We start from the raw sequence: 20,542 nt of genomic DNA on the forward strand, positions 1-20,542 counted from the left end.
GGTCACACTGGCGCCGCCGACGCCAATACCAAGCCCGCCTCAGCCACTACCGACGACGCGGCCACCCACTCACCTAACTGCCGTTGCAGTACTAGAGCCCACTCTAGAACACCGGCCCAGGCCGTCTCTTGACACAGAGGGGTGCCATGAGTGGCCCGTTGTCGAGTAAGGTCGAGATCTATGCAGGTCGACGGGGCCACTTCGGACCTGCGATGTCCGTCATGCGGCGGCCCCACCGTGCATGAGGTTTCCGAGGGCGTGCAGGGTGGCCGGCTGGTCTGGTCAGAGGAGATCAGTTGTCGGGACTGCCCGCATCTCGTACTCGCATGCGGCGAGGGCGATCTGCCGTCCTCGCTCCGTGCCAAGCTGCTGGCCCGGTACGGCGCGGCAACAGTCCACCTGGACCCCGCCGAGGCCGGTCCACTGCGAGTCCGGCTGCTGAGCGTCCTACGCGCGTCCGGTGATCGGTCGATTGCCGCTGCGGTCGCCGAGTACGACCGCCTCACCGGTGAGGGCGTGACCGGCACCGCCGGCGAGATGCGGCTGCTGGCGGACCGACTGACGGCCGCCGGCGCCCGCGTCTACCTCGACCCACCGACGCACCCTGAGCGCCTCGAATGACGACATCGGCCCGGTAGAAGACCCTGCCAACGTTCATCGGGCCCGACCCAACCTTCCGCGACGGGCGCCAGCGGCCGTCGCGCGCCCACAGCGGCAGATGCGCTGCGCCGCGAGGCGCCTTGTTGTACCCCCGGTGCAGCTGGGAGGGCGCTGTTGCATTGAGCCATCGTCAAGATCGCCTGCCGCAAGAATTTCGGCCGAGGTCCGCGTTCGTGTGCCGTGGCGGCAACGAAACTGGATATAACGGACAGCAAAAGGGGGTGCTGCACAGCGACAGCCGGCCTCCGGCGGACTTCGCGACGAAGAATATCCGGTGCTCGCTCAACTCGATCGCTCAATGCAACAGCGCCCGGAATTCTCATGTCCGTCAGCCCGGAGCAAACTGTCCGCCGACCCGGATCATGCCGCGTCCGCTGGCAGATGAAAGCAATGGTGTCCGAGGTCCGGGTTGGAAGACCCGGACCGATGTGCCGGAACAGGCATCCAGGACCCTCGTGATGCCATCATCCGCATCGACACCATGACGATCTGCGGCACGGACCTGCATATCCTAGCCAGCGACGTGCCGGCCGTGCAGCCCGGACGCGTCCTGGGGGCACGAGGCGGTCGGTACCGTCGTGGGGGTCGGCAGCGCTGTCAGCGGCCTGGCGGCCGAGCACCGTGTGCTGGCGTCGCGCATCTCGGCGTGCGGCGTCTGCCGGTTCTGCCGGGCCGTGCACTCCGGGCAGTGCCTGGGTGGCGGCGGCTGGATTCTGGGCCACCGCGTGGACGGGGTGCAGGCGGAGTACGCGCGGCTGCTCGAGCGGGACCCGGCGCGGCTTTCGCCCGGCGTCACGCGGAGCGCGAACGGTCGGTGGCGATGTTGCTGCGCACCGCGGTAACGCCGGTCAGGTTCGCGGCGATCTCGGCGGCCAGCCGGGCGGCGTCGCGTCCTCCGGGCCCCCCGGACAGCTGCACCTCACCGTCGTGCACCGTGGCTGTGATGTCGCCCGGCTTGTGCCAGAGGCCGTGCAGCAGTAGCTCGTCCATGAGTTCCCGCTCGATCGCCTCGTCGGAACGCAGCGCGTTGCGCAGCAGGTCTCGGCGTGTGACGATGCCGACCAGCGTGCCGCGGTCGTCGTCGAGGACGGGGAGCCTTTTGACGCGGTACCGCTGCATGAGCCCGGCCGCCGTGCTCAGCGCCGCGCCCGCGCGGACGGTGACCGGCGGGGTGCTCATGAGCTCGCCGGCCGTAAGGCCGTCCGCCGGCGGCGTGTCAGCGCCATCCCTGGCAGTGAGCCTGGACAACAAATCGGCCTCCGAGATCACGCCGATCACCCGGTCGTCCTGGCCGACCACCGGCACACCGCTTACGCCGAACTCGGTGATGACGTCGGTGACGTGCCGGCTGGTGCAGTCCGCGGTCACCGCGACCACCGACGGACTCATGACATCTCGGACGCGCAGCTCGCTCATCGGAGACTCCCTTCGCCCACCTTCGACCCCTACGATGTCACCGTCCCGGGGCCGGCACCTGGGCCGAAGGACACCTCTGCGCCGGGACGGGAGCCCAGTCATGGCGTGCCGAGCGGGTTGCCGGCCAGGGCGCGCAGATATGGCGCGGGCGGCAGTGACGCGACGATCCGCAGATCGTCGCGGAGCGAGCTCTGCTCGTCGAGGAACCGCAGGACCCGATCGGCCGGACTGGCGGCGAACAGCCGGGCGAACGCGGTTTCCAGCTGGTCGGGATCGCGGTCGAGGACGCGCAGCAGCACGGTGTCCAGGCGGCGGAACCGCCGGCTCGTCGTCGGGACCGCGAAGGGGTGTCCGTGCCGGGCCAGCGAGGCGGCGATGGCGGCGCTGTCCCGGCACCGGTGGACCTCGTCGATGAGCACGGCGCGTACCTCGGCGCGGGCCGCTACGCGGAGGATGGCCGGCGGGGCTTCGGTGCTCCGCTGGAGCTCCTGCGGGGTGAACGAGGCGCGCCCGTACCAGGCGCCGGTCATGTTTTGAAGGGCCGGGACGGTGTCAGCGCAGGGGTAGCCCGAGGCGCCGTCCCGCGTCCAGTAGCGAGTCGTGCACGCCCGGGTGGGCGGCGTGGTCGAGGATCTCCTGTGCCTGCTCCACCGAGTCGCGGCCCCAGATCTGGGCGGTACCCTGCTCGGTGACGATGTAGCTGTGCTGGAACGAGGTTACCGGCCCGGACAGCAGCGGCACGACCGCCGACACGTCCGCCTTCGGGTGCCACGAGCGCAGCGCGATGATCGCGTGGCCGCCCGGGGAGTGCATCGCCCCGACGATGAAGTCCGTCTGGCCGCCGAAGCCGGAGTGGGTCCGGGCGCCGACGCGGCTGGCGTTGGCTTGGGCGAACAGGTCGACCTGCAGGGCGCTGTTGATGCTCATGAGGCCCGGGTGCGCGGCGATTGCGGCCGGGTCGTTGGTCTTCTCCGTGCGCAGCATCCGCACCCGGGGGTTGCGGTCGATCCAGTCGTAGAGCTCCTGGGAGCCGAAGCAGAACGACGCGGTGACCGGGGTGTCGGCCTCCAGCGCGCCGGCCTTCTCCAGCGCCAGGGCGCCGTCGGTGAACATCTCCGACCAGACGCGCAGCCCGCGCCGGTGCCGCAGCGCCTCGAGGGTGGCGTCGGGGATGGCGCCGATGCCGAGCTGCAGGGTGGCCTGCTGCGGTACCAATGCCGCCACCCGCTCGCCGATGGTCCGGGAGGTGTCGTCGGGCGCGGCCGGGGCGTGCGTGGCCAGGGGCTCCCCGGCCTCGACGAGGTAGTCGACCGCCTCGACCGGCAGCTGGGCGTCGCCGTACGTGACCGGCATGTGCGGGTTGGCCTGGGCCACGACGATGCCGCCGCGGGCGCGGACCGCCTCGACCGCGGCGGGCAGCACGTTGACCTCGACGCCGAGGCTCACCGCGCCGCCCGAGGCCGGCGACGTGTGCAGCAGGACGACGTCCGGCACGAGACGCTGGCGCAGCAGGTCGGGGACGAGCGAAAGGCGGCAGGGGAAGTACCGCAGCCGCGCACCACCCCGCATGCCCGGCCCGACGAACGACGTCTCGTGGACGACGCCCTCCCGGTCCGGGATGCCGGGCTGGGCGTTGAGCATCACGAGCCGGAACTCGGCGATGCTGGCGTCGGCGATGGCCAGCAGCCGCGCCGGCGCGGCGAAGTTGCCGCTCGCGACGATCCTCGGCACGCCGGGCAGCGCGCCGAGGATGTGGCCGAGCTCGGCCTCGCTCACCGTTCGCATGGGTTCTCCCTCCGATGGGAATGCAGCAGGAACGTTCGCAGCGGCCGGCGGCGGCTCGCCTCGACGGGGCCGCCGTAGCCGACGCGCAGGATCATCTGCGGATGCCAGACACCGCCGGGCGCGGCGAGCATCCGGCGCAGGTGTGCCACCTCGAGCGCCTGGGTCATCGGCTGGACGGCCAGGCCGTGCAGGGTGGCGGTGAGCAGCACGCGCTGCAGGGCACCACCGGCGTCGAGCCAGGCCTCGGGGGTATCGCCGCGGGCGTGCAGGACGACGAGCGTCGGGTGCCGCTCGAACCGGGCCGCCTCCCGCGACAGCCGGGGCAGCGCGAGCCCGAAGTCCCGCAGCGGCAGGCCCGCGGTCGTCGCGCGGGGCCCGAACCAGGGGGCGAGCACACCGTCGCGCCGGTCGCCGCGTTCGCTGGTCCACCGGGCGAGCTCCCGCCGGTACCGCGGATCCGTCTGCTGCCAGGCGTCGGCGGCCTGGGTGATGGCCAGCACCGCGCCGCGGCGCACCGGGTCGAGTACGACGAGCCGGCTGCTCCCGCCGGCGGCGGCCCGGCGCAGCGCCTCGAGCAGGGCCCCGGGCACGGCGGCGTCGTCGTAGGGGCCGCGGTTGGTCCGGCGGCGGTTGATCGCCAGGGCGAGGGCCTCGATGTCCGAGCTCGGATCGCGGGTGGCGACCGGCACCACGCGCACCGGCCCGCCGGCGGTCGCCGGCCGTTCCAGCCGCGAGACCCAGCCGTCGGCCGCGAGCGCGAGCCGCAGGTTGCACACGGCCGCCCCGACGCTGATGTGCAGGGCGCGGCCCGCGGGGTCGGTGGCCGGGAGGGCGCGCTCGGCGTCGGCATACACGTCGAACCCGAGCCCGTCGAACCGGAACCGCCACGGCTGGGTGTTGTGCATCGAGGGTGCGGCGACGGCGGCGTTCAGGCACGCGGCGGTCGTTCGGTCCGGCAGCTGCTCGGACATGGTGTCGTCACCTCCAGCGGCGGATGCCCCTCCGACGGTGGCGGATTCGGGCCGACGCGGACAGGGCCGATGGTCCCGATCCCGGGGGCCGGTCCGGCCGCGGCCGGGGTTCGGGACCAAAGGCGGAGCCGCGCGGGACCGGTGGCCCTGGGGGGCCGGGCCGGCACGGCGAACGATCGAAGGTGGATCGACCGATCCGTGCCGCCGAGAAGGGATGTGATGACGGTGACCGGGACGCTTGCCCCGACGCCCGCCGAGCTCGAGCTGAGTGTCGAGGACACCGCGGCCGCGATCGACCGCCTGGTTCTGCGGGCGCTGGGGGCGCTGGACGGGTACACCGGACTCGACCAGGAACGCATCGACCACATCGTGAAGAAGGCGTCGGTGGCCGCCCTGAGCGCGCACGGCCGCCTCGCCGAGCTGGCCATCGAGGAGACCGGCCGGGGCGTGTTCGAGGACAAGGCGGTGAAGAACGTCTTCGCCTCCGAGCACATCGCCCACAGCCTGGCCGGGCTGCGCACGGTCGGGGTGGTGGCCCGCAACGAGATCGACGGCATCGTCGAGATCGCCGACCCGGTCGGCGTCGTCTGCGCCGTCACGCCGGTGACGAACCCGACCTCCACGACGGTGTTCAAGGCGCTCATCGCGCTCAAGACCCGCAACCCGGTCGTCTTCGCCTTCCACCCGTCGGCCCAGCGCTGCAGCGCCGAGGCGGCCCGGATCGTGCGCGACGCCGCCGTGGCCGCCGGCGCGCCCCGGCACTGCATCCAGTGGGTCGAGCAGCCGTCGATCGAGGCGACCCAGGCGCTCATGGCCCACCCCGGCGTGGCCGTCATCCTGGCCACCGGGGGCGGCGGCATGGTCCGGGCCGCCTACTCGGCCGGCAAGCCGGCGCTCGGCGTCGGGCCGGGCAACGTTCCCGCGTACATCGAGCGCAGCGCGGACGTGGTGCGCGCGGTCCACGACATCGTGGTGTCCAAGACGTTCGACAACGGCATGATCTGTGCCTCGGAGCAGGCCGTCATCCTCGACGAGGCGATCGAGGAGGAGGCTCTCGCGCAGTTCGAGCGGCTGCACGCGCACGTGGCCACGCCCGAGGAGAAGCGGCGGCTGGAGCGGCTCATCTTCGGCGACGGCCCGCGGGTCAACCCCGACGTCGTCGGCCGGTCCGCGGCCTGGATCGCCGCGCAGGCCGGGTTCGAGGTCGCCGAGGACACGTCGGTCATCCTCGTGCCCGTCGCCGAGGTCGGCGCCCAGGAGCCGCTGACCCGGGAGAAGCTCTGCCCGGTCCTGGCCGTGCTGCGGGCCGGCTCCCGGGAGGACGGGTTCCGCCTGGCCCAGGAGATGGTCGAGCTCGACGGGCTCGGCCACAGCGCCGTCATCCACACCGCCGCGGCCGACGTGGCCGAGGAGTACGGCCGGCGGGTGAAGGCCGTGCGCATCATCTGGAACTCGCCGTCGTCGCAGGGCGGGATCGGCGACGTCTACAACGCCTTCCTGCCCTCCCTCACGCTCGGCTGCGGCAGCTACGGGCGCAACTCGGTGTCGGGCAACGTCTCGGCGGTCAACCTGCTCAACATCAAGCGGGTCGGGCGGCGGACGAACAACCTGCAGTGGTTCAAGATCCCGCCGAAGATCTACTTCGAGCCGAACGCGATCCGGTACCTCACCGACATGCCCGACGTCCACCGGGTGACAATCGTGACCGACCCGACGATGACCCGGCTCGGGTACGTCGACCGGATCCGCACGGCGCTACGGGCCGGCGCGAACCCGGTCACCGTCCAGATCCTGGACGACATCGAACCCGAGCCGACGATGGCCACCGTCGAGCGCGGCGCCGAGCTGATGCACCAGTTCCGGCCGGACACGATCATCGCGCTCGGCGGCGGCTCGCCGATGGACGCGGCCAAGGTCATGTGGCTGCTGTACGAGCACCCGGGCACCGAGTTCGCCGACATGCGGGAGAAGTTCTTCGACATCCGCAAGCGCGCCTTCACCTTCCCGACCCTCGGCCGGCTCGCCCGCCTGGTGTGCATCCCGACCACCTCGGGCACCGGCGCCGAGATCACGCCGTTCGCGGTCATCACCGACACGAAGACCGGCCTGAAGTACCCCCTGGCGGACTACGCGCTCACCCCGAGCGTCGCGATCGTCGACCCGGTGCTCACCGCCGACCTGCCGCCGGCCGTGACCGCCGACAGCGGCTTCGACGCGCTCACCCACGCCACCGAGGCGTACGTGTCCGTGTACGCCAGCGACTACACCGACGGCCTGGCCCTGCACGCGATCCGGCTGATCTTCCAGAACCTGCCCGCGGCCGTGCACCGCGGCGCGGCCGACCCGGTGGCCCGCGAGAAGATGCACAACGCCGGCTCCATCGCCGGCATGGCGTTCGGCAACGCGTTCCTGGGCATCGTGCACGCCCTGGCCCACACGCTCGGGGCGACATTCCACGTCGCGCACGGCCGCACGAACGCGCTGCTGCTGCCGCACGTCATCCGGCACAACGGCAAGGTGCCGGCGAAGCTCAACTCGTGGCCGAAGTACGAGCGGTACGTGGCCCCGGAGCGCTTCCAGGACATCGCCCGGATGCTCGGCCTGCCCGCGGCCACGCCCGAGGAGGGCGTCGAGTCCTACGCCCGGGCGGTCGAGCGGCTGCGCGCCGACGTCGGCATCGAGCCGTCCTTCCAGGCGGCCGGCGTCGACGAGCAGGCGTTCCTGGAGGCGCTGCCCCAGCAGGCGATGAACGCGTACCTCGACCAGTGCGCCCCGGCCAACCCGCGCATGCCGATGCTGGCCGACCTGCGCGAGATCATGCGGACCGCCTACTACGGCGGGGAAGGAGCGGGTCATGACAACCCCCGGACGAGCTGAGATCGACCAGGTCGCGGAGGCGTCGATAGCGGCCCTGCGCGCCCCGTCCATCTTCAACACCCAGCCCTGGCGCTGGCGGCTGACCGGCAACCACGGCGAGCTGTGGGCCGACCACACCCGCCGGCTGGACGGCCTCGACCCCCACGGCCGCCTCCTGCTGCTCAGCTGCGGCACCGCGCTGCACCACGCCGCGGTCGCCCTGCTGGCCGCCGGCTACGCGGCCGACATCACGGTGCTGCCGGACCTGCACCGGCCGGATCTGGTGGCCCAGGTGCGGCAGGGCTCCCCGTGTGAGCGGCACGACCTGCTGTACCGGGCCATCTACCGCCGGCGCACCGACCGGCGCCCGTTCGCCGACGCCCGACCGGCCGGCGCGATCCTCGCCGAGCTCCGCTTCGCCGCCGAACGCCACGGCGTGCGCCTGCACCTGCTGCACTACGACCAGCTGGCCGCCCTGGCCGCCGCGGTCGACGACGCCGGCGCCTTCGAACGCGCCGACCCCGCGATGTGCGACGACGTGCAGAAGTGGACCACCCGCACGCGGCCGGACCGCGACGGCGTCTCGCCCCGCAGCGTCACCGGACCCACCGACCGCCGGATCGCGCCCCGGGACTTCGCCGTGGCCGCACCGGCGGCGCTGGACCCGGGCCCGGGCAGCGACCGCGGGACCGTGTACGTGGTGCTGGCCATCGACGGCGACGAGCCGCGGGACTGGGTCGCGGCCGGGGAGGCGCTGTCGGACGTCTGGCTGACGCTTACCGCCCGCGGCCTGGCCGCGTCGCCGATCAGCGAGGTGATCGAGGTCGAGCCGGTACGGCAGGCCCTTGGCCGCCTGCTCGGCGCGGGCAACCCGGCGATCGCGCTGCGTCTCGGCGTGCCGGTGCCCGACAGCGAACCGGTACCGCCGGCCGTGCGCCGCTCCGGTACCGACATCATCGGACTCCCCGGACAATCCTGAACGACACCCGAAGCGCTGCGCGGACCGGACCGGTCCGCGCAGCGCCTTCATGACCGGGGGGCGGCGTCATTTGCTGTCGTGTCAGGACGTGCGCAGGCGGTTCAGGCGGCGGTGGTACTCCTCATCGTCGATCTCACCGCGGGCGTAGCGCTCCGCGAGGATCGCCGCGGCGTCCCGGCCGCCGTCCGGCGAACCGGGGCGGCGCAGGGCGTAGACGACCAAGCCGGCGGCCGCCAGGAACACCAGCAGCGTCAGCACCAGGCCGCCCATCGGAAAGCCCATCATCCCGTAGTAGTGATGCCACATCATCGTGACCTCCTCCAGATGGCGCCGCCGCATCTCGACGGCTATCGGTGTTCGTGGGTGTCTCGCCGGTCCAGGCGCGCCTGCAGGCGGTCCTGCAGCAGGTCGAGGGCCTCGTACGGGGTGTCGGCGCACGCCTCGGCGTGCAGGACCCGGCCGTTGAGGTCGATCTCCGCGCGGGCCTTCACCGGCCGGTCCGCCGCCGGGTTGCCGATCCGGTCCAGCCGGACCCGCGCGAAGAGCACCGGCCGGGCGGTGTGACCGAGGACCGCGGTGACCTTCTCCCGGGCGTAGCGCTGGATCTGCGGCTCCATCCCCGGCTGCAGCTGCACGTTGATCTCGACCTCGTCGTGGGTGCGGGACATCGTTATCGTCCTTTCGCCGAACGGGCCGGCGGTGGAGATCCGACCGCCTGAGATCATTTGATCTCCGTCGCGGGCCTTCGGGCAGGGTCTTGCGACCCGCGTTCGGGGACAGTGGTCCCGTACCGGGCGTCCACCCGGCGCAGCCGGGCCCGCCACAGCTCGTCGGCGCCCCACACGACCAGCGGGAACGGCAGCAGCAGGGCGATCTGGCCGGGGCCCGGGACCGCCGTGTCGAACAGGCCGTGCAGCGCGGGATTGCCGACCAGCGCGGCGGCGAAGGCCACCTCGAAGCCGATGCCCCACAGCAGCAGGCGGTTGGTGAGCAGCCCGACGGCCCGCAGCGGGGCGGTCTGGGTCCGCGCGGCGAACGCGGTGCCGATCTGGCAGGCGACGATGCCCAGGAAGGTCATGGTCGTGGCCTGCTGCCAGACGTGGTGCAGCGGCGTGCCCGGACCGGTGGCGTCGCCCGGGTGCCATCCGCCGCCGTAGAGCGTGGCGAAGAACCCGGCCAGCACGAGCAGCGCCGAGACGCCGCCGAGCACACCCCAGGCACGCACGAGCATCCGCCCGTGGATGACACCCTGCCGGCGCGCCCGCGGCGGCCGGTCCATGAGACCGGGCTCGGCCGGCTCGCGGCCCAGGGCGAGGGCCGGGAGTGTCTCGGTGCCCAGGTCGATGGCCAGGATCTGCAGCACCGTCAGCGGCAGCGGCACGGCGCCGCCGGACAGGGCGAAGACCAGGAACGGCACGACCTCCGGCGTGGCGTGCGCGAAGATGTACAGGATGAACTTGCGCACGTTGTTGTAGACCCGCCGGCCCGCCTGCACCGCGGTGACGATGGTGGCGAAGTTGTCGTCGGTGAGGATCATCGTGGCGGCCTCGCGGGCCACGTCGGTCCCGCCCCGGCCCATGGCGACGCCGATGTCGGCCCGCCGCAGCGCCGGGGCGTCGTTGACGCCGTCGCCGGTCATGGCCACCACGTGCCCCTGGGCGCGCAGGGCGTCGGCGATGCGCAGCTTGGCCTCGGGCGAGCTGCGGGCGAAGATCAGCTCGCGGTGCTCGGTGAGCAGCCGGTCGAGCTCCGGCTCCGGCATCGCGTCGAGCTCGGCCCCGGTGATGACGCGGGTGTCGCCGGTCGCGATGCCGACCCGCCGGGCGATCTCCGCGGCGGTGAGCCCGTGGTCCCCGGTGACCACCATCAGCCGGATGCCGGCGGTGTGGCAGCGCGCGACGGCGGCGGCAACCTCGGGCCGCGGCGGGTCGAACATGGCCACCACGCCGAGCAGCGTGAGATCCTGCTCGGCGTCCTCGCGGCGCTCCGGCACCGGGCCCGGCGGAAGACGGCGCACGGCAACGGCGAGGAGGCGCAGCCCGTGGGCGGCCAGTTCGGCCACGGCGGCCGCGACGCGCTCACCGTCCGCGTCCGTGAGCGCGCGGTCGCCCGTGGCGTCGGCAACGCGGGTGCACAACGGCAGCAGCTCCTCCGGCGCGCCCTTGGCGTGCAGCCAGGCCTCGCCGTCGAGGTCGTCGACGGTGGACATCCGGCGCAGCGCCGGGTCGAAGTGGAACTGACGGCGCTGGTCCCGCCGCGCGCCGGCGTCGGCCGGCCGGCCGAGCGCGGCCGCGGCGTGCAGCAGCGCGATCTCCGTCGGATCGCCGGTCTCGGGCTCCAGCCCGGCGTTGTTGCACCGGACCACCGCATCGGCGAGCCGCCGCGCCGGGCCGGCCGGAGCCGGATCGCCGGGCTCCAGGCCGAGGCGCTGCGGCAGCGTCCACACGGTGGTGACCCGCATCCGGTTCATGGTGAGCGTGCCGGTCTTGTCGGTACAGATGACGGTGGTGGAACCCAGGGTCTCCACGGCGCTGAGGCGCTTCACGACCGCGCCGCTGCGGGCCAGCTCCCGTACGCCCATGCCGAGCGCCAGGGTGATCGTGGGCAGCAGCCCCTCGGGCACGTTGGCCACGAGCAGCCCGATGGCGAAGGTGAAGGCGGCGGCCACGCTCAGGTGCGCGGCGAACGTGCCCAGCGGCAGGAAGGCCAGGCCCGCGGTGACCGCGACCAGGGCGATGAGCCACGCGACCCGCTTCACCTGGGTCTCCAGCGGGCTCTCGTCGCGGCCGACCCGCTGGGTCAGGGCGGCGATGCGGCCCAGCTCGGTGCGCATCCCGGTGCCGAAGACGACGGCGGTGGCCTCGCCGCCGGTGCAGTTCGTGCCGCTGAAGACCAGATCGCGGGCGTCCAGCAGGGGCCCGCCGCGGTCGGTCTGCGTGGCCGAGCGGTACGCGGGCAGGGACTCGCCGTTGAGCGTGGACAGGTCGACCTCGACCCCGCCGGTCAGGAGGCGGGCGTCGGCGCAGATGCGCTCGCCCTCCTCGACGACCAGCACGTCGCCGGGCACGAGGTCGGCGGCCGGGATGGCGGTGCGTACGCCGTCGCGCAGCACGGTGGCCTGCTGCGGCAGGTAGGCGGCGAGGGCTTCGACGGCCCGCTCCGCCTGCTGTTCCTGCACGAACGCGAACACGGCGTTGACCAGCACGACGATCACGATCGCGATCGCCAATGCGGTGGTGGCGGCGATGAGCGCCAGCGCGGCGGCCAGCCACAGCAGCGCGGCGAGCGGATGGACGAGCTGGCGCACCAGTTCGCGCCACCACCGCCGTCCGCCGTGCCGGGTGAGCTCGTTCGGGCCGTACACGAGCCGCCGGCGGTCGGCCTCGCGTGCGGAAAGGCCGCGCGGACCTTAGCGCAGGTCCCGCATGAGCAGGCCGACCGGTTCCCGCGGATCCTGCGCGACGGGCACCGCGCCAGGTTGTTCGGATGCGGTGCTCATCGCGGCTGCTCCCTTCACCGCGGCGGCGCGGTGGCGATCGGTCATGCGTCCCGGCGCTCGTGTGCGATGAGCACCGGGCACTCGGCATGGTGCATGAGCTGCTGTCCGACGGAGCCGACGAGCAGGCCGGCGAACCCGCCGTGGCCGCGGCTGCCGACGACGACGAGCTGGGCGGTGTGCGAGACGCCGATCAGGACCCTCGCCGCGCGCCCGGCGGTGACGAGGGCCTCGACCTTGACGTCGGGGTACTGCTGCAGCCACGGGGCCAGCGACGCGTCAAGCGCCGCCCGCTCGTACTCCTCGACGTCCCGCGCCGGCAGCGAAGGCTGGGCCGGGATGAGGTGGGCGCGGATCGCGACCAGCTCGACCCCCCGGGCCCGGGCGGCCGCGAACGCCAGACCGAGCGCGTCCGCGCCGGAGTCGGAGCCGTCGACCCCGACCACGACCGGCCCGTACGTCACCGCGGTCCGCCCGCGCACGACGGCGACGGGGACGCGGGCGTGCGTGGCGACCTGCTGGCTGACCGAGCCCATGAACAGGTTGGTCAGCCCGCCGGAGCCGCGGTTGCCGACGACGAGCAGCCGGGCGCCGGCGTCGCCGAGCTCCAGCAGGGTCGACGCGGGCGGCGCGTCCACGCTCAGGCCGACGACGTCGATGCCGGTGCCCCGGGCGCGGATCCGCTCGGCGATCCCGCCGACGAGCTTCTGGGCGGCCTCCTGGGCGGCGCCCGTCTGCTCGGTGAACGTGGCGTAGTACGCGCCCGGCCACAGGATCTGGTAGGCGTTGACGATCTGCAGCTGCACGGCGGTGCGCTCGGCCTCGTCCGCGGCCCACTCGACCGCCTGGCGGGCCTCCTCGGACCCGTCGTAGCCGACGACGATCCGCGGGGGGTTGGTGTTGGTGCTCATCGCTCCTCCTCGATTGTCCCTGGCTTCAGGCTCGGCCCGGCGCGTTCCTGCGGCCAGGGACCATCGGTGTCACCCAGCGGGTCCAAGGACCCGTCCTCAGCGGGTGTCGGAGCCGGCGGCGACGACCGCGCTGCGGCCGGCCTCGAGCCGGGCGACCGGCACGCGGAACGGCGAGCAGGACACGTAGTCGAGCCCGGCGTCGTGGAAGAAGCGGATCGAGTCGGGGTCGCCGCCGTGCTCGCCGCAGACCCCGATGTGCAGGTCCGGCCGGGCGGCGCGGCCCTCGGTGACCGCGATGCGGATGAGCCGGCCGACGCCGTCGCGGTCGATGGACTCGAACGGCGAGACGCCGAAGATGCCCAGCTCGAGGTACCGCGAGAAGAAGGCTCCTTCGACGTCGTCGCGGGAGAACCCCCAGCCCATCTGGGTCAGGTCGTTGGTGCCGAACGAGAAGAAGTCCGCGGCGCGCGCGATCTCGCCGGCCGTGAGCGCGGCCCGCGGCACCTCGATCATCGTGCCGATGCGGGCCTCGACGCCGAGCTCGGTCAGCAGCCGCCGGGCCTCCTCGCGTACGGCCTCCAGCTCCTGCACCGCCCCGACGAGCGGCACCATGATCTCCGCCCGGGCCCCCGGCACCAGCGCGGCCGCCTCGGCGATCGCCCGGACCTGCATCGCGAAGAGGCCGGGGATGACCAGGCCGAGGCGCACGCCGCGCAGGCCCAGCATCGGGTTGTCCTCGTGCATGCGGTGGACCGCGTCGAGCAGCTCGCGGTCGTGGCCCGGGTCCTCGCCGCGCTCCTCGGCCACGGCGACCTTTACCGCGAGGTCCTCCAGGGGCGGGAGGAACTCGTGCAGGGGCGGGTCGATCAGCCGGACGGTCACCGGTAGTCCGGCCATCTCGCGGAACAGGTCGGTGAAGTCATTGCGCTGCAGCGGGAGCAGCTCGGCCAGGGCGGCCTCGCGCTGTTCGGTGGTGCGGGCCAGGATGAGCCGCTCGACGAGGGTGCGGCGCTCGCCGAGGAACATGTGCTCGGTGCGGCACAGGCCGATGCCCTGTGCGCCGAAGCGCCGGGCCCGGGCCGCGTCCTCGCCGGTGTCGGCGTTGGCCCGCACCGCCAACCGGCGGCGCTTGTCCGCGTGGGTCAGCAGACGGTCGACGGCCCGGATCAGCGGATCGGCGTCGGGGGACAGGGTCCCCTCGAAGTAGCACACGACGGGCGAGGGCTGCACGGGCACCGCGCCGAGGTAGACCGCGCCGGCGGTGCCGTCGACGCTCAGCAGGTCGCCCTCGTGCAGGTCGACGTCCAGCGACGCCCCGCACACGCACGTCTTGCCCATCCCGCGGGCCACCACGGCGGCGTGACTCGTTTTGCCACCGCGGCTGGTGAGGATGCCCTGGGCGGCGATCATGCCGGGCAGGTCGTCGGGGTTGGTTTCGCGGCGTACCAGGATCACCGGCGTGCCGTCCGCGGCGACCTCGGCCGCGCGGTGCGCGTCGAACACGGCGACGCCCACCGCCGCGCCGGGGGAGGCGGCCACCCCGGACCCCACCCGCCGCGGCGCGCCCGAGAGGTCGAAGGCGGGGAACATCAGCTGGGCCAGCTGCGCGCCCGTCACCCGGCTCAGCGCCTCGTCGAGGTCGATGACGCCCTCGTCGACGAGCTGGGCCGCGATGACGAACGCGGCGGCCGCGGTGCGCTTGCCGACGCGGGTCTGCAGCATCCAGAGCTTGCCGCGCTCGATGGTGAACTCGATGTCGCACAGGTCCTTGTAGTGCTCCTCGAGCGTGGACATGATCGACATCAGCTCGTCGTAGCTGGCCTTGTCGCGCTGCTCGAGGTCCTGCAGCGGCATGGTGTTGCGGATGCCGGCCACGACGTCCTCGCCCTGGGCGTTGGCGAGGTAGTCGCCGTACACGCCGCGCTCGCCGGTGGCCGGGTCGCGGGTGAACGCCACGCCGGTGCCGGAGTCGGCGCCGAGGTTGCCGAAGACCATGGCGACCACGTTCACGGCGGTGCCGAGGTTCGAGGGGATGCGCTCCTGGCGGCGGTACAGCACGGCGCGCTCGGCGTTCCAGGAGTCGAACACGGCCCGGACGGCCTGCCGGAGCTGCTCGTGCGGGTCCTGCGGGAACTCCTCGGCGGTGTGGGCGGTGAAGATGTGCTTGTACCGCTCGACCAGCCCGCGCAGTGTCTCGGCGTCCAGGCCGGTGTCGTCGGCGGCGCCGGCCCCGGTCTTGGCTTCGTCGAGCGCGTGCTCGAACACCTCGCCCGGCACACCCCGGACCGTCTTGCCGAACATCTGGATGAGCCGGCGGTAGGAGTCCCAGGCGAAGCGCTCGTCGCCGGCCCGGGCGGCGAGACCGCCGACGGTGGCGTCGGTGAGGCCGACGTTGAGAATGGTCTCCATCATGCCGGGCATGGAGAACTTGGCGCCGGACCGCACCGAGACCAGCAGCGGGTCGGCCGGATCGCCGAGGCGCCGGCCGGCCTGGCGCTCCAGGCCCTCCAGGTGCAGCGCGATCTCGTCCGCGAGGCCGAACGGCTCGCGGCCGGTGCGCAGGTAGGCCCGGCACGCGTCGGTCGTGATCGTGAAGCCGGGCGGCACCGGCAGGCCCAGACCCGCCATCTCGGCGAGGTTGCCGCCCTTGCCGCCGAGCAGGTCCTTGAGGTCCCGCCCGCCCTCGGCGAAGTCGTAGACGAATTTGGTCACGGCGCACCTCCACGTCGTTGTGGTGTCGCTCCCGAAGCTAGGCATCCCCGGGTCGCGCGCGTAGGGCCGAGGGCCCGGGGACTGAGGGACTTCGGCCCTGCCCGCACGGGCGGGGACGGACGACGCTAGGGGCATGACCACCATGAGCCTTCCCGCGAACACCGAACTCGTCGCCTGGCGTGGATTCCGCGGCGGGCCGTGGCGCGACGAGGTCGATGTCGCCGGCTTCATCCGCGCCAACGTCCAGCCCTACGAGGGCGACGGGGCGTTCCTCGCCGGCCCGACCGAGCGGACCACCCACATCTGGGGCCTGCTCACGGCGATGTTCCCGGCGGAGCGCGAACGTGGCGTCTACGACGTCGACGCGAGCACGCCCGCCTCGATCACCTCCCACGCACCGGGTTACATCGACCGGGACCGGGAGCTGATCGTCGGGCTGCAGACGGATGCGCCGCTGCGCCGGGGCATCATGCCCGCCGGCGGCCTGCGCATGGTCAAGAACGGCCTGCGCGCGTACGGCTACGAGCTCGACCCGGTCGTGGAGGAGTTCTTCACCCGGTACCGCAAGACCCACAACGACGCCGTGTTCGACGCCTACACGCCGCAGATCCTCGCGGCCCGCAAGGCCGGCATCATCACCGGGCTGCCCGACGCCTACGGCCGCGGCCGCATCATCGGCGACTACCGGCGGGTGGCGCTCTACGGCGTGGACTTCCTCGTCGAGGACAAGCGGCGCGAGAAGGCCTCGCTGGATCAGCACGCGGCCACCGAGGACGTGGTGCGCGACCGGGAGGAGCTGGCCGAGCAGCTGCGGGCGCTGGCCGAGCTCAAGACGATGGCGGCCTCCTACGGGTACGACATCGCGAAGCCGGCGCGGACCGCCCGCGAGGCGATCCAGTGGCTGTACTTCGGCTACCTCGCCGCCACCAAGGAGCAGAACGGCGCCGCGATGTCGCTCGGGCGCACCTCGACGTTCCTCGACGTGTACCTCGAGCGCGACCTCGCCGACGGCACGCTGAGCGAGGCCGGGGCGCAGGAGCTGGTCGACGACTTCGTCATCAAGCTGCGCATCATCCGCTTCCTGCGCACGCCCGAGTACGACCAGCTGTTCTCCGGCGACCCCACGTGGGTGACCGAGTCGATCGGCGGCATGGGCGGCGACGGGACCACGCTGGTGACGCGGACGTCGTACCGGTACCTGCAGACGCTGTACAACCTGGGCCCGGCGCCGGAGCCCAACCTCACGGTGCTGTGGTCGCCGGCCCTGCCGGAGCCGTTCAAGCGCTTCTGCGCGAAGGTCTCGCTGGACACCAGCGCGATCCAGTACGAGAACGACGACCTGCTGCGGCGGTACAGCGACGACGACACGGCGATCGCGTGCTGCGTCTCGGCCATGCGGGTCGGCAAGGACATGCAGTTCTTCGGCGCCCGCGTGAACGTGGCAAAGGCGCTGCTGTACGCGATCAACGGCGGCCGCGACGAGATGTCCGGCGCGCAGGTGGCCCCCGCGACCCCGCCGGTGGCCGGGGAGGTGCTCGACTACGACACCGTGCGCGCCGCCTACGACCGCACCCTGGACTGGCTCGCCCGCACCTACGTCGACGCGCTGAACATCATCCACTACATGCACGACAAGTACGCGTACGAGCGCCTCGAGATGGCCCTGCACGACTACCCGGTGCGCCGGTTCCTGGCCTGCGGCATCGCCGGCCTGTCGGTCGCGGCGGACAGCCTCGCGGCGATCCGGTACGCCACCGTCCGCCCCGTGCGCGACGAGACCGGCCTCGTCGTGGACTACGAGATCGAGGGGGAGTACCCGGCGTACGGCAACGGCGACGACCGCGCCGACGCCATCGCCGTGTGGCTGGTCGAGACCTTCATGCGGAAGGTGAGCGGCAACCCGGCCTACCGCGACGCCGTCCACACCCAGTCGGTGCTCACCATCACCTCGAACGTGGTGTACGGCAAGCACACCGGCAACACGCCCGACGGCCGCCGCGCCGGCGAGCCGTTCGCGCCCGGGGCCAACCCGATGAACGGCCGCGACGTGCACGGCATGGCCGCCTCGGCCCTGTCGGTGGCGAAGCTGCCCTACGCCGCCGCGCGCGACGGCATCTCCCTCACCAGCACGGTGACGCCCGACGGGCTCGGCCGCGCCGATGGGGAGCGGGCCGCGAACCTCGCCGGGCTGCTCGACGCGTACATGGGCGCCGGCGGGTTCCATCTCAACGTCAACGTGCTCAACCGCGAGACGCTGCTGGACGCGATGGCGCACCCCGAGCGGTACCCGCAGCTGACGATCCGCGTCTCCGGGTACGCGGTGAACTTCGTCAAGCTGACCGCGGAGCAGCAGCGGGACGTCCTCGGCCGCACCTTCCACGGCGCGCGATGACCACCGGCCGGCTGCATTCCTGGGACCTGTCCACCGGTGTGGACGGTCCCGGGACCCGCTTCGTCGCCTTCCTGTCGGGCTGCCCGCTACGCTGCCTGTACTGCCAGAACCCGGACACCTGGCACATGCGCGACGGCAAGTCGTCCACTGCGGAGGATCTGCTGTCGACGGTGGCCGGCTTCGCGGGCTTCCTGCGCGCGGCCGGCGGCGGCCTCACCGTCAGCGGCGGCGAGCCCCTGCTCCAGCCGGCCTTCACCCGGGCGCTGTTCGCCGGCGCCCGGGGCCTGGACCTGCACACGGCCCTGGACACCTCGGGCGCGCTCGGCGTCCGGGCCGACGACACGCTGCTCGACCTGACCAGCCTCGTCCTGCTGGACATCAAGTGCTGGGACCCGGCCGGATACCGCCGGCTGACCGGTGGCGAGCTCGCCCCGACCCTCACCTTCGCCCGCCGCCTGGCCGAGCGGGGCTCGCCGGTCTGGCTACGGTACGTCCTGGTGCCCGGCCACACCGACAACCCCGACGACGTGCAGGCCCTGGCCGGGTTCGCCGCGGACCTGGGCAACATCGAACGCGTCGACGTCCTGCCCTTCCACAAGCTCGGCGCGGCGAAGTACGAGCGGCTGGGCCTGCGGTTCGCGCTGCGTGACACCCCGGCGCCGGACCCCGGCCTCGTGGAGCGGGTGCGCGCCCAGTTCCGCGAGGCCGGCCTGAAGGCCGTGTGACACCTCAGCCGATGCGCAGGTCACGGCGGGCAACGCCGGCGAGCCCGGCGCCGGCGGTCACGACCGCGGCGAGGGCGATCGGGCCGGGCCACCCGTGGTGCTCGAACGGGCCGAGGCCGGACAGCGCCTCCGGCACCCTCAGCAGCGGGCCGAGCAGGGCGAGCACGCCACCGGCGGCCAGGGGCAGCCACGCCTGCCCGGTGAGCCGGGGCAGGAACAGGCACGAGCCCAGTGTGCGCAGTGACGTAACGTCACACGCACGACGCGGGTCAGTCCCGGTCGGGCCGCGGCTCCATCGCGAACACCGCGGTGCGCACCGCCCGGATGATGCGGTCCAGGTCGTCGACGCCGGCCGCGAGACCGGCCCGGGTGTCCGGGTTGGTGTTGCGGGCGGCAACACCCTGCAGTGACAGCCCGAGCGCGAACAGGTCCCGGATCAGGGTGTCCTGCAGCTCGGTGGCGATGCGCTGCCGATCCTCCAGCGCCTGGATCTGCTCGTTCTCCCGGCGCAGCGCCGCGACGTCCAGCACCAGGCCGGCGTGCACGGCGAACGCCGCGAACTGTTCGAGGTCGGCGCCCTCGAAGCGGTCGGAGCCACGGCGGTGGGCGATGGTGAGCACGCCGTGCAGGCCATGGTTGCCGGCCACCGGGGCGGCCATCATCGAACCCAGCTCAGGCACGGCGCCGACCGCGGCGGCGGTGCGCGGGTCTCCGGCCGGGTCCGGCACGAGGGCCGGCTCGCCACTGTCGAGCACACTCTCGGCCAACGTGCCGATCGGCGACACGGAACGGCCGTGCCATGGCTCCAGCAGGCCGAAGCCGAGCGTCACGCGCGGCCCGGGCGCCGAGTCGCCGGGCGGCGCGGTGAAGGCCGCGCCGTCCGCGCCCGACGCCTGCAGCGCACAGTCGGCCAGGCAGCGCACCGACTGGTCGCGGCCGGCGCCCCGGAGCAGGTCGGTGGTGACCGCGGTCATCGCCTCCTGCCAGTCGCGGCGCCGGCGGGCCTCGTCGAACAGCGTGGCGTTCTCGATGGCGACCCCGGCCGCGCCGGCGAGCGCCTTGGCGACCTCCTCGTCGTCGCGGCTGAACTCGGCCGCGCCCTGCTTCTCGGCCAGGTAGAGGTGGCCGAAGACGCGGTCGCGGACCCGGATCGGCACCCCGAGGAAGCTGTGCATCGGCGGATGGTCCTCCGGGAACCCGGCCGACGCCGGGTGCTCGGCGATCTCGGCGAGCCGGATGGGCTGCGGGTCGTCCACGAGGGCGCCGAGCAGTCCCTTGCCCTCCGGCAGGCCGCCGATGCGCCCGACCGTCGCCGGGTCCATGCCCTCGTGCAGGAAGCGGGCCAGGTGCCCGTCCTGCACCACGCCGAGCGCCGCATAGCGGGCGTCGACCAGCTGCCGCGACGCCGAGACGATCTGGCGCAGCACCTGCTCCAGGTCCACGCCCTGTGCGATGTCGAGGTTGGCCCTGAGCAGCCCACGTAGCCGGCCCTGGGTGTTCTGCACGTCGCGGATGCGTTCGACCAGCTGCTCCAGCAGCTCGTCGAGCTCGAGGCGCGCGTCGGCGACGAATGGGACCTCCACGCCGTCGCGGCCCCTGCCCCCGGTTTTGGTCATCCCGCCTCCCGTCGTCGGCAACA

General features: G+C 73.1%; 17 protein-coding genes and 1 pseudogene. 6 read left to right on the forward strand and 12 right to left on the reverse strand.

Annotated features, from left to right (window positions below):
* Positions 1-180 precede the first annotated feature (180 nt).
* Complete coding sequence (locus tag AB0B76_RS39985) at positions 181-621, forward strand: hypothetical protein (RefSeq protein ID WP_360385511.1); 441 nt, start codon at positions 181-183, stop codon at positions 619-621.
* A gap of 617 nt (positions 622-1,238) precedes the next feature.
* A complete protein-coding gene (locus AB0B76_RS39990; RefSeq protein WP_360385512.1) occupies positions 1,239-1,502 on the forward strand; it encodes an alcohol dehydrogenase catalytic domain-containing protein in 264 nt (87 codons plus the stop codon).
* On the opposite strand, the gene AB0B76_RS39995 is transcribed toward AB0B76_RS39990, so the two are convergent.
* The 4 genes from AB0B76_RS39995 to AB0B76_RS40010 all read right to left on the reverse strand — a co-directional run bounded on the left by AB0B76_RS39995 (position 1,453) and on the right by AB0B76_RS40010 (position 4,832).
* On the reverse strand, positions 1,453-2,076 hold the full coding sequence (locus AB0B76_RS39995; protein WP_360385514.1) for a CBS domain-containing protein: 624 nt from the start codon (positions 2,074-2,076) through the stop codon (positions 1,453-1,455). The genes AB0B76_RS39990 and AB0B76_RS39995 overlap by 50 nt on opposite strands.
* 98 nt (positions 2,077-2,174) lie before the next feature.
* Complete coding sequence (locus tag AB0B76_RS40000; RefSeq protein WP_360385516.1) at positions 2,175-2,606, reverse strand: lycopene cyclase family protein; 432 nt, start codon at positions 2,604-2,606, stop codon at positions 2,175-2,177.
* 22 nt (positions 2,607-2,628) lie between these two features.
* The gene (locus AB0B76_RS40005; RefSeq protein ID WP_360385518.1) at positions 2,629-3,861 is read right to left on the reverse strand and encodes an acetyl-CoA hydrolase/transferase C-terminal domain-containing protein; all 1,233 of its coding nucleotides are present in this window, start codon (positions 3,859-3,861) and stop codon (positions 2,629-2,631) included.
* Positions 3,849-4,832, reverse strand: a complete 984-nt coding sequence (locus tag AB0B76_RS40010; protein WP_360385520.1) for a nitroreductase family protein — start codon at positions 4,830-4,832, stop codon at positions 3,849-3,851. The genes AB0B76_RS40005 and AB0B76_RS40010 overlap by 13 nt, the downstream gene beginning before the upstream one ends.
* A 219-nt stretch (positions 4,833-5,051) precedes the next feature.
* Here AB0B76_RS40010 and adhE point away from each other — a divergent pair, with 219 nt between their 5' ends.
* Both adhE and AB0B76_RS40020 read left to right on the forward strand, forming a co-directional pair.
* Complete coding sequence (gene adhE / locus AB0B76_RS40015; protein ID WP_360385522.1) at positions 5,052-7,709, forward strand: bifunctional acetaldehyde-CoA/alcohol dehydrogenase; 2,658 nt, start codon at positions 5,052-5,054, stop codon at positions 7,707-7,709.
* Positions 7,687-8,667, forward strand: a complete 981-nt coding sequence (locus AB0B76_RS40020; RefSeq protein WP_360385524.1) for a nitroreductase — start codon at positions 7,687-7,689, stop codon at positions 8,665-8,667. Before adhE ends, AB0B76_RS40020 begins: the two co-directional genes overlap by 23 nt.
* A gap of 81 nt (positions 8,668-8,748) precedes the next feature.
* Here the strand turns inward: AB0B76_RS40020 and AB0B76_RS40025 are convergent, their stop codons facing one another.
* The 6 genes and pseudogenes from AB0B76_RS40025 to ppdK form a co-directional block, all read right to left on the reverse strand.
* Complete coding sequence (locus AB0B76_RS40025; protein ID WP_360385526.1) at positions 8,749-9,006, reverse strand: SHOCT domain-containing protein; 258 nt, start codon at positions 9,004-9,006, stop codon at positions 8,749-8,751.
* 8 nt (positions 9,007-9,014) lie between these two features.
* Complete coding sequence (locus AB0B76_RS40030) at positions 9,015-9,335, reverse strand: HPF/RaiA family ribosome-associated protein (RefSeq protein ID WP_360385528.1); 321 nt, start codon at positions 9,333-9,335, stop codon at positions 9,015-9,017.
* A 53-nt stretch (positions 9,336-9,388) separates the two neighbouring features.
* The gene (locus AB0B76_RS40035; RefSeq protein WP_360385744.1) at positions 9,389-11,881 is read right to left on the reverse strand and encodes a cation-transporting P-type ATPase; all 2,493 of its coding nucleotides are present in this window, start codon (positions 11,879-11,881) and stop codon (positions 9,389-9,391) included.
* Between the two features lie 51 nt (positions 11,882-11,932).
* A pseudogene (locus AB0B76_RS40040) lies at positions 11,933-12,061 on the reverse strand (cation-transporting P-type ATPase); the annotation flags it as partial.
* Positions 12,062-12,207: 146 nt separating this feature from the next.
* Positions 12,208-13,074, reverse strand: a complete 867-nt coding sequence (locus tag AB0B76_RS40045; protein WP_360385530.1) for a universal stress protein — start codon at positions 13,072-13,074, stop codon at positions 12,208-12,210.
* Positions 13,075-13,170: 96 nt separating this feature from the next.
* A complete protein-coding gene (gene ppdK, locus AB0B76_RS40050; protein ID WP_360385532.1) occupies positions 13,171-15,786 on the reverse strand; it encodes a pyruvate, phosphate dikinase in 2,616 nt (871 codons plus the stop codon).
* Positions 15,787-15,928: 142 nt separating this feature from the next.
* Here ppdK and pflB point away from each other — a divergent pair, with 142 nt between their 5' ends.
* Positions 15,929-18,178 (forward strand): formate C-acetyltransferase, encoded by a 2,250-nt coding sequence (pflB, locus tag AB0B76_RS40055; protein ID WP_360385746.1) that lies wholly within the window; start codon positions 15,929-15,931, stop codon positions 18,176-18,178.
* On the forward strand, positions 18,175-18,903 hold the full coding sequence (gene pflA / locus AB0B76_RS40060) for a pyruvate formate-lyase-activating protein (RefSeq protein WP_360385534.1): 729 nt from the start codon (positions 18,175-18,177) through the stop codon (positions 18,901-18,903). The genes pflB and pflA overlap by 4 nt, the downstream gene beginning before the upstream one ends.
* Before the next feature lie 4 nt (positions 18,904-18,907).
* Here pflA and AB0B76_RS40065 read toward each other — a convergent pair whose 3' ends face one another.
* On the reverse strand, positions 18,908-19,069 hold the full coding sequence (locus AB0B76_RS40065; RefSeq protein WP_360385536.1) for a hypothetical protein: 162 nt from the start codon (positions 19,067-19,069) through the stop codon (positions 18,908-18,910).
* A 103-nt stretch (positions 19,070-19,172) separates the two neighbouring features.
* Positions 19,173-20,519, reverse strand: a complete 1,347-nt coding sequence (locus AB0B76_RS40070; protein WP_360385538.1) for a GAF domain-containing protein — start codon at positions 20,517-20,519, stop codon at positions 19,173-19,175.
* Positions 20,520-20,542: the final 23 nt, after the last annotated feature.

It is taken from the genome of Dactylosporangium sp. NPDC049140 (genome assembly GCF_040648435.1).

Excerpts from the sequence above, each read along its gene's own strand:
- AB0B76_RS39985 (WP_360385511.1), top strand. The coding sequence starts at position 181 with ATGCAGGTCGACGGGGCCACTTCGGACCTGCGATGTCCGTCATGCGGC.
- AB0B76_RS39995 (WP_360385514.1), bottom strand. The coding sequence starts at position 2,076 with ATGAGCGAGCTGCGCGTCCGAGATGTCATGAGTCCGTCGGTGGTCGCG.
- AB0B76_RS40000 (WP_360385516.1), bottom strand. The coding sequence starts at position 2,606 with ATGACCGGCGCCTGGTACGGGCGCGCCTCGTTCACCCCGCAGGAGCTC.
- AB0B76_RS40005 (WP_360385518.1), bottom strand. The coding sequence starts at position 3,861 with ATGCGAACGGTGAGCGAGGCCGAGCTCGGCCACATCCTCGGCGCGCTG.
- AB0B76_RS40010 (WP_360385520.1), bottom strand. The coding sequence starts at position 4,832 with ATGTCCGAGCAGCTGCCGGACCGAACGACCGCCGCGTGCCTGAACGCC.
- adhE (WP_360385522.1), top strand. The coding sequence starts at position 5,052 with ATGACGGTGACCGGGACGCTTGCCCCGACGCCCGCCGAGCTCGAGCTG.
- AB0B76_RS40020 (WP_360385524.1), top strand. The coding sequence starts at position 7,687 with ATGACAACCCCCGGACGAGCTGAGATCGACCAGGTCGCGGAGGCGTCG.
- AB0B76_RS40025 (WP_360385526.1), bottom strand. The coding sequence starts at position 9,006 with ATGCGGCGGCGCCATCTGGAGGAGGTCACGATGATGTGGCATCACTAC.
- AB0B76_RS40030 (WP_360385528.1), bottom strand. The coding sequence starts at position 9,335 with ATGTCCCGCACCCACGACGAGGTCGAGATCAACGTGCAGCTGCAGCCG.
- AB0B76_RS40045 (WP_360385530.1), bottom strand. The coding sequence starts at position 13,074 with ATGAGCACCAACACCAACCCCCCGCGGATCGTCGTCGGCTACGACGGG.
- pflB (WP_360385746.1), top strand. The coding sequence starts at position 15,929 with ATGAGCCTTCCCGCGAACACCGAACTCGTCGCCTGGCGTGGATTCCGC.
- pflA (WP_360385534.1), top strand. The coding sequence starts at position 18,175 with ATGACCACCGGCCGGCTGCATTCCTGGGACCTGTCCACCGGTGTGGAC.
- AB0B76_RS40070 (WP_360385538.1), bottom strand. The coding sequence starts at position 20,519 with ATGACCAAAACCGGGGGCAGGGGCCGCGACGGCGTGGAGGTCCCATTC.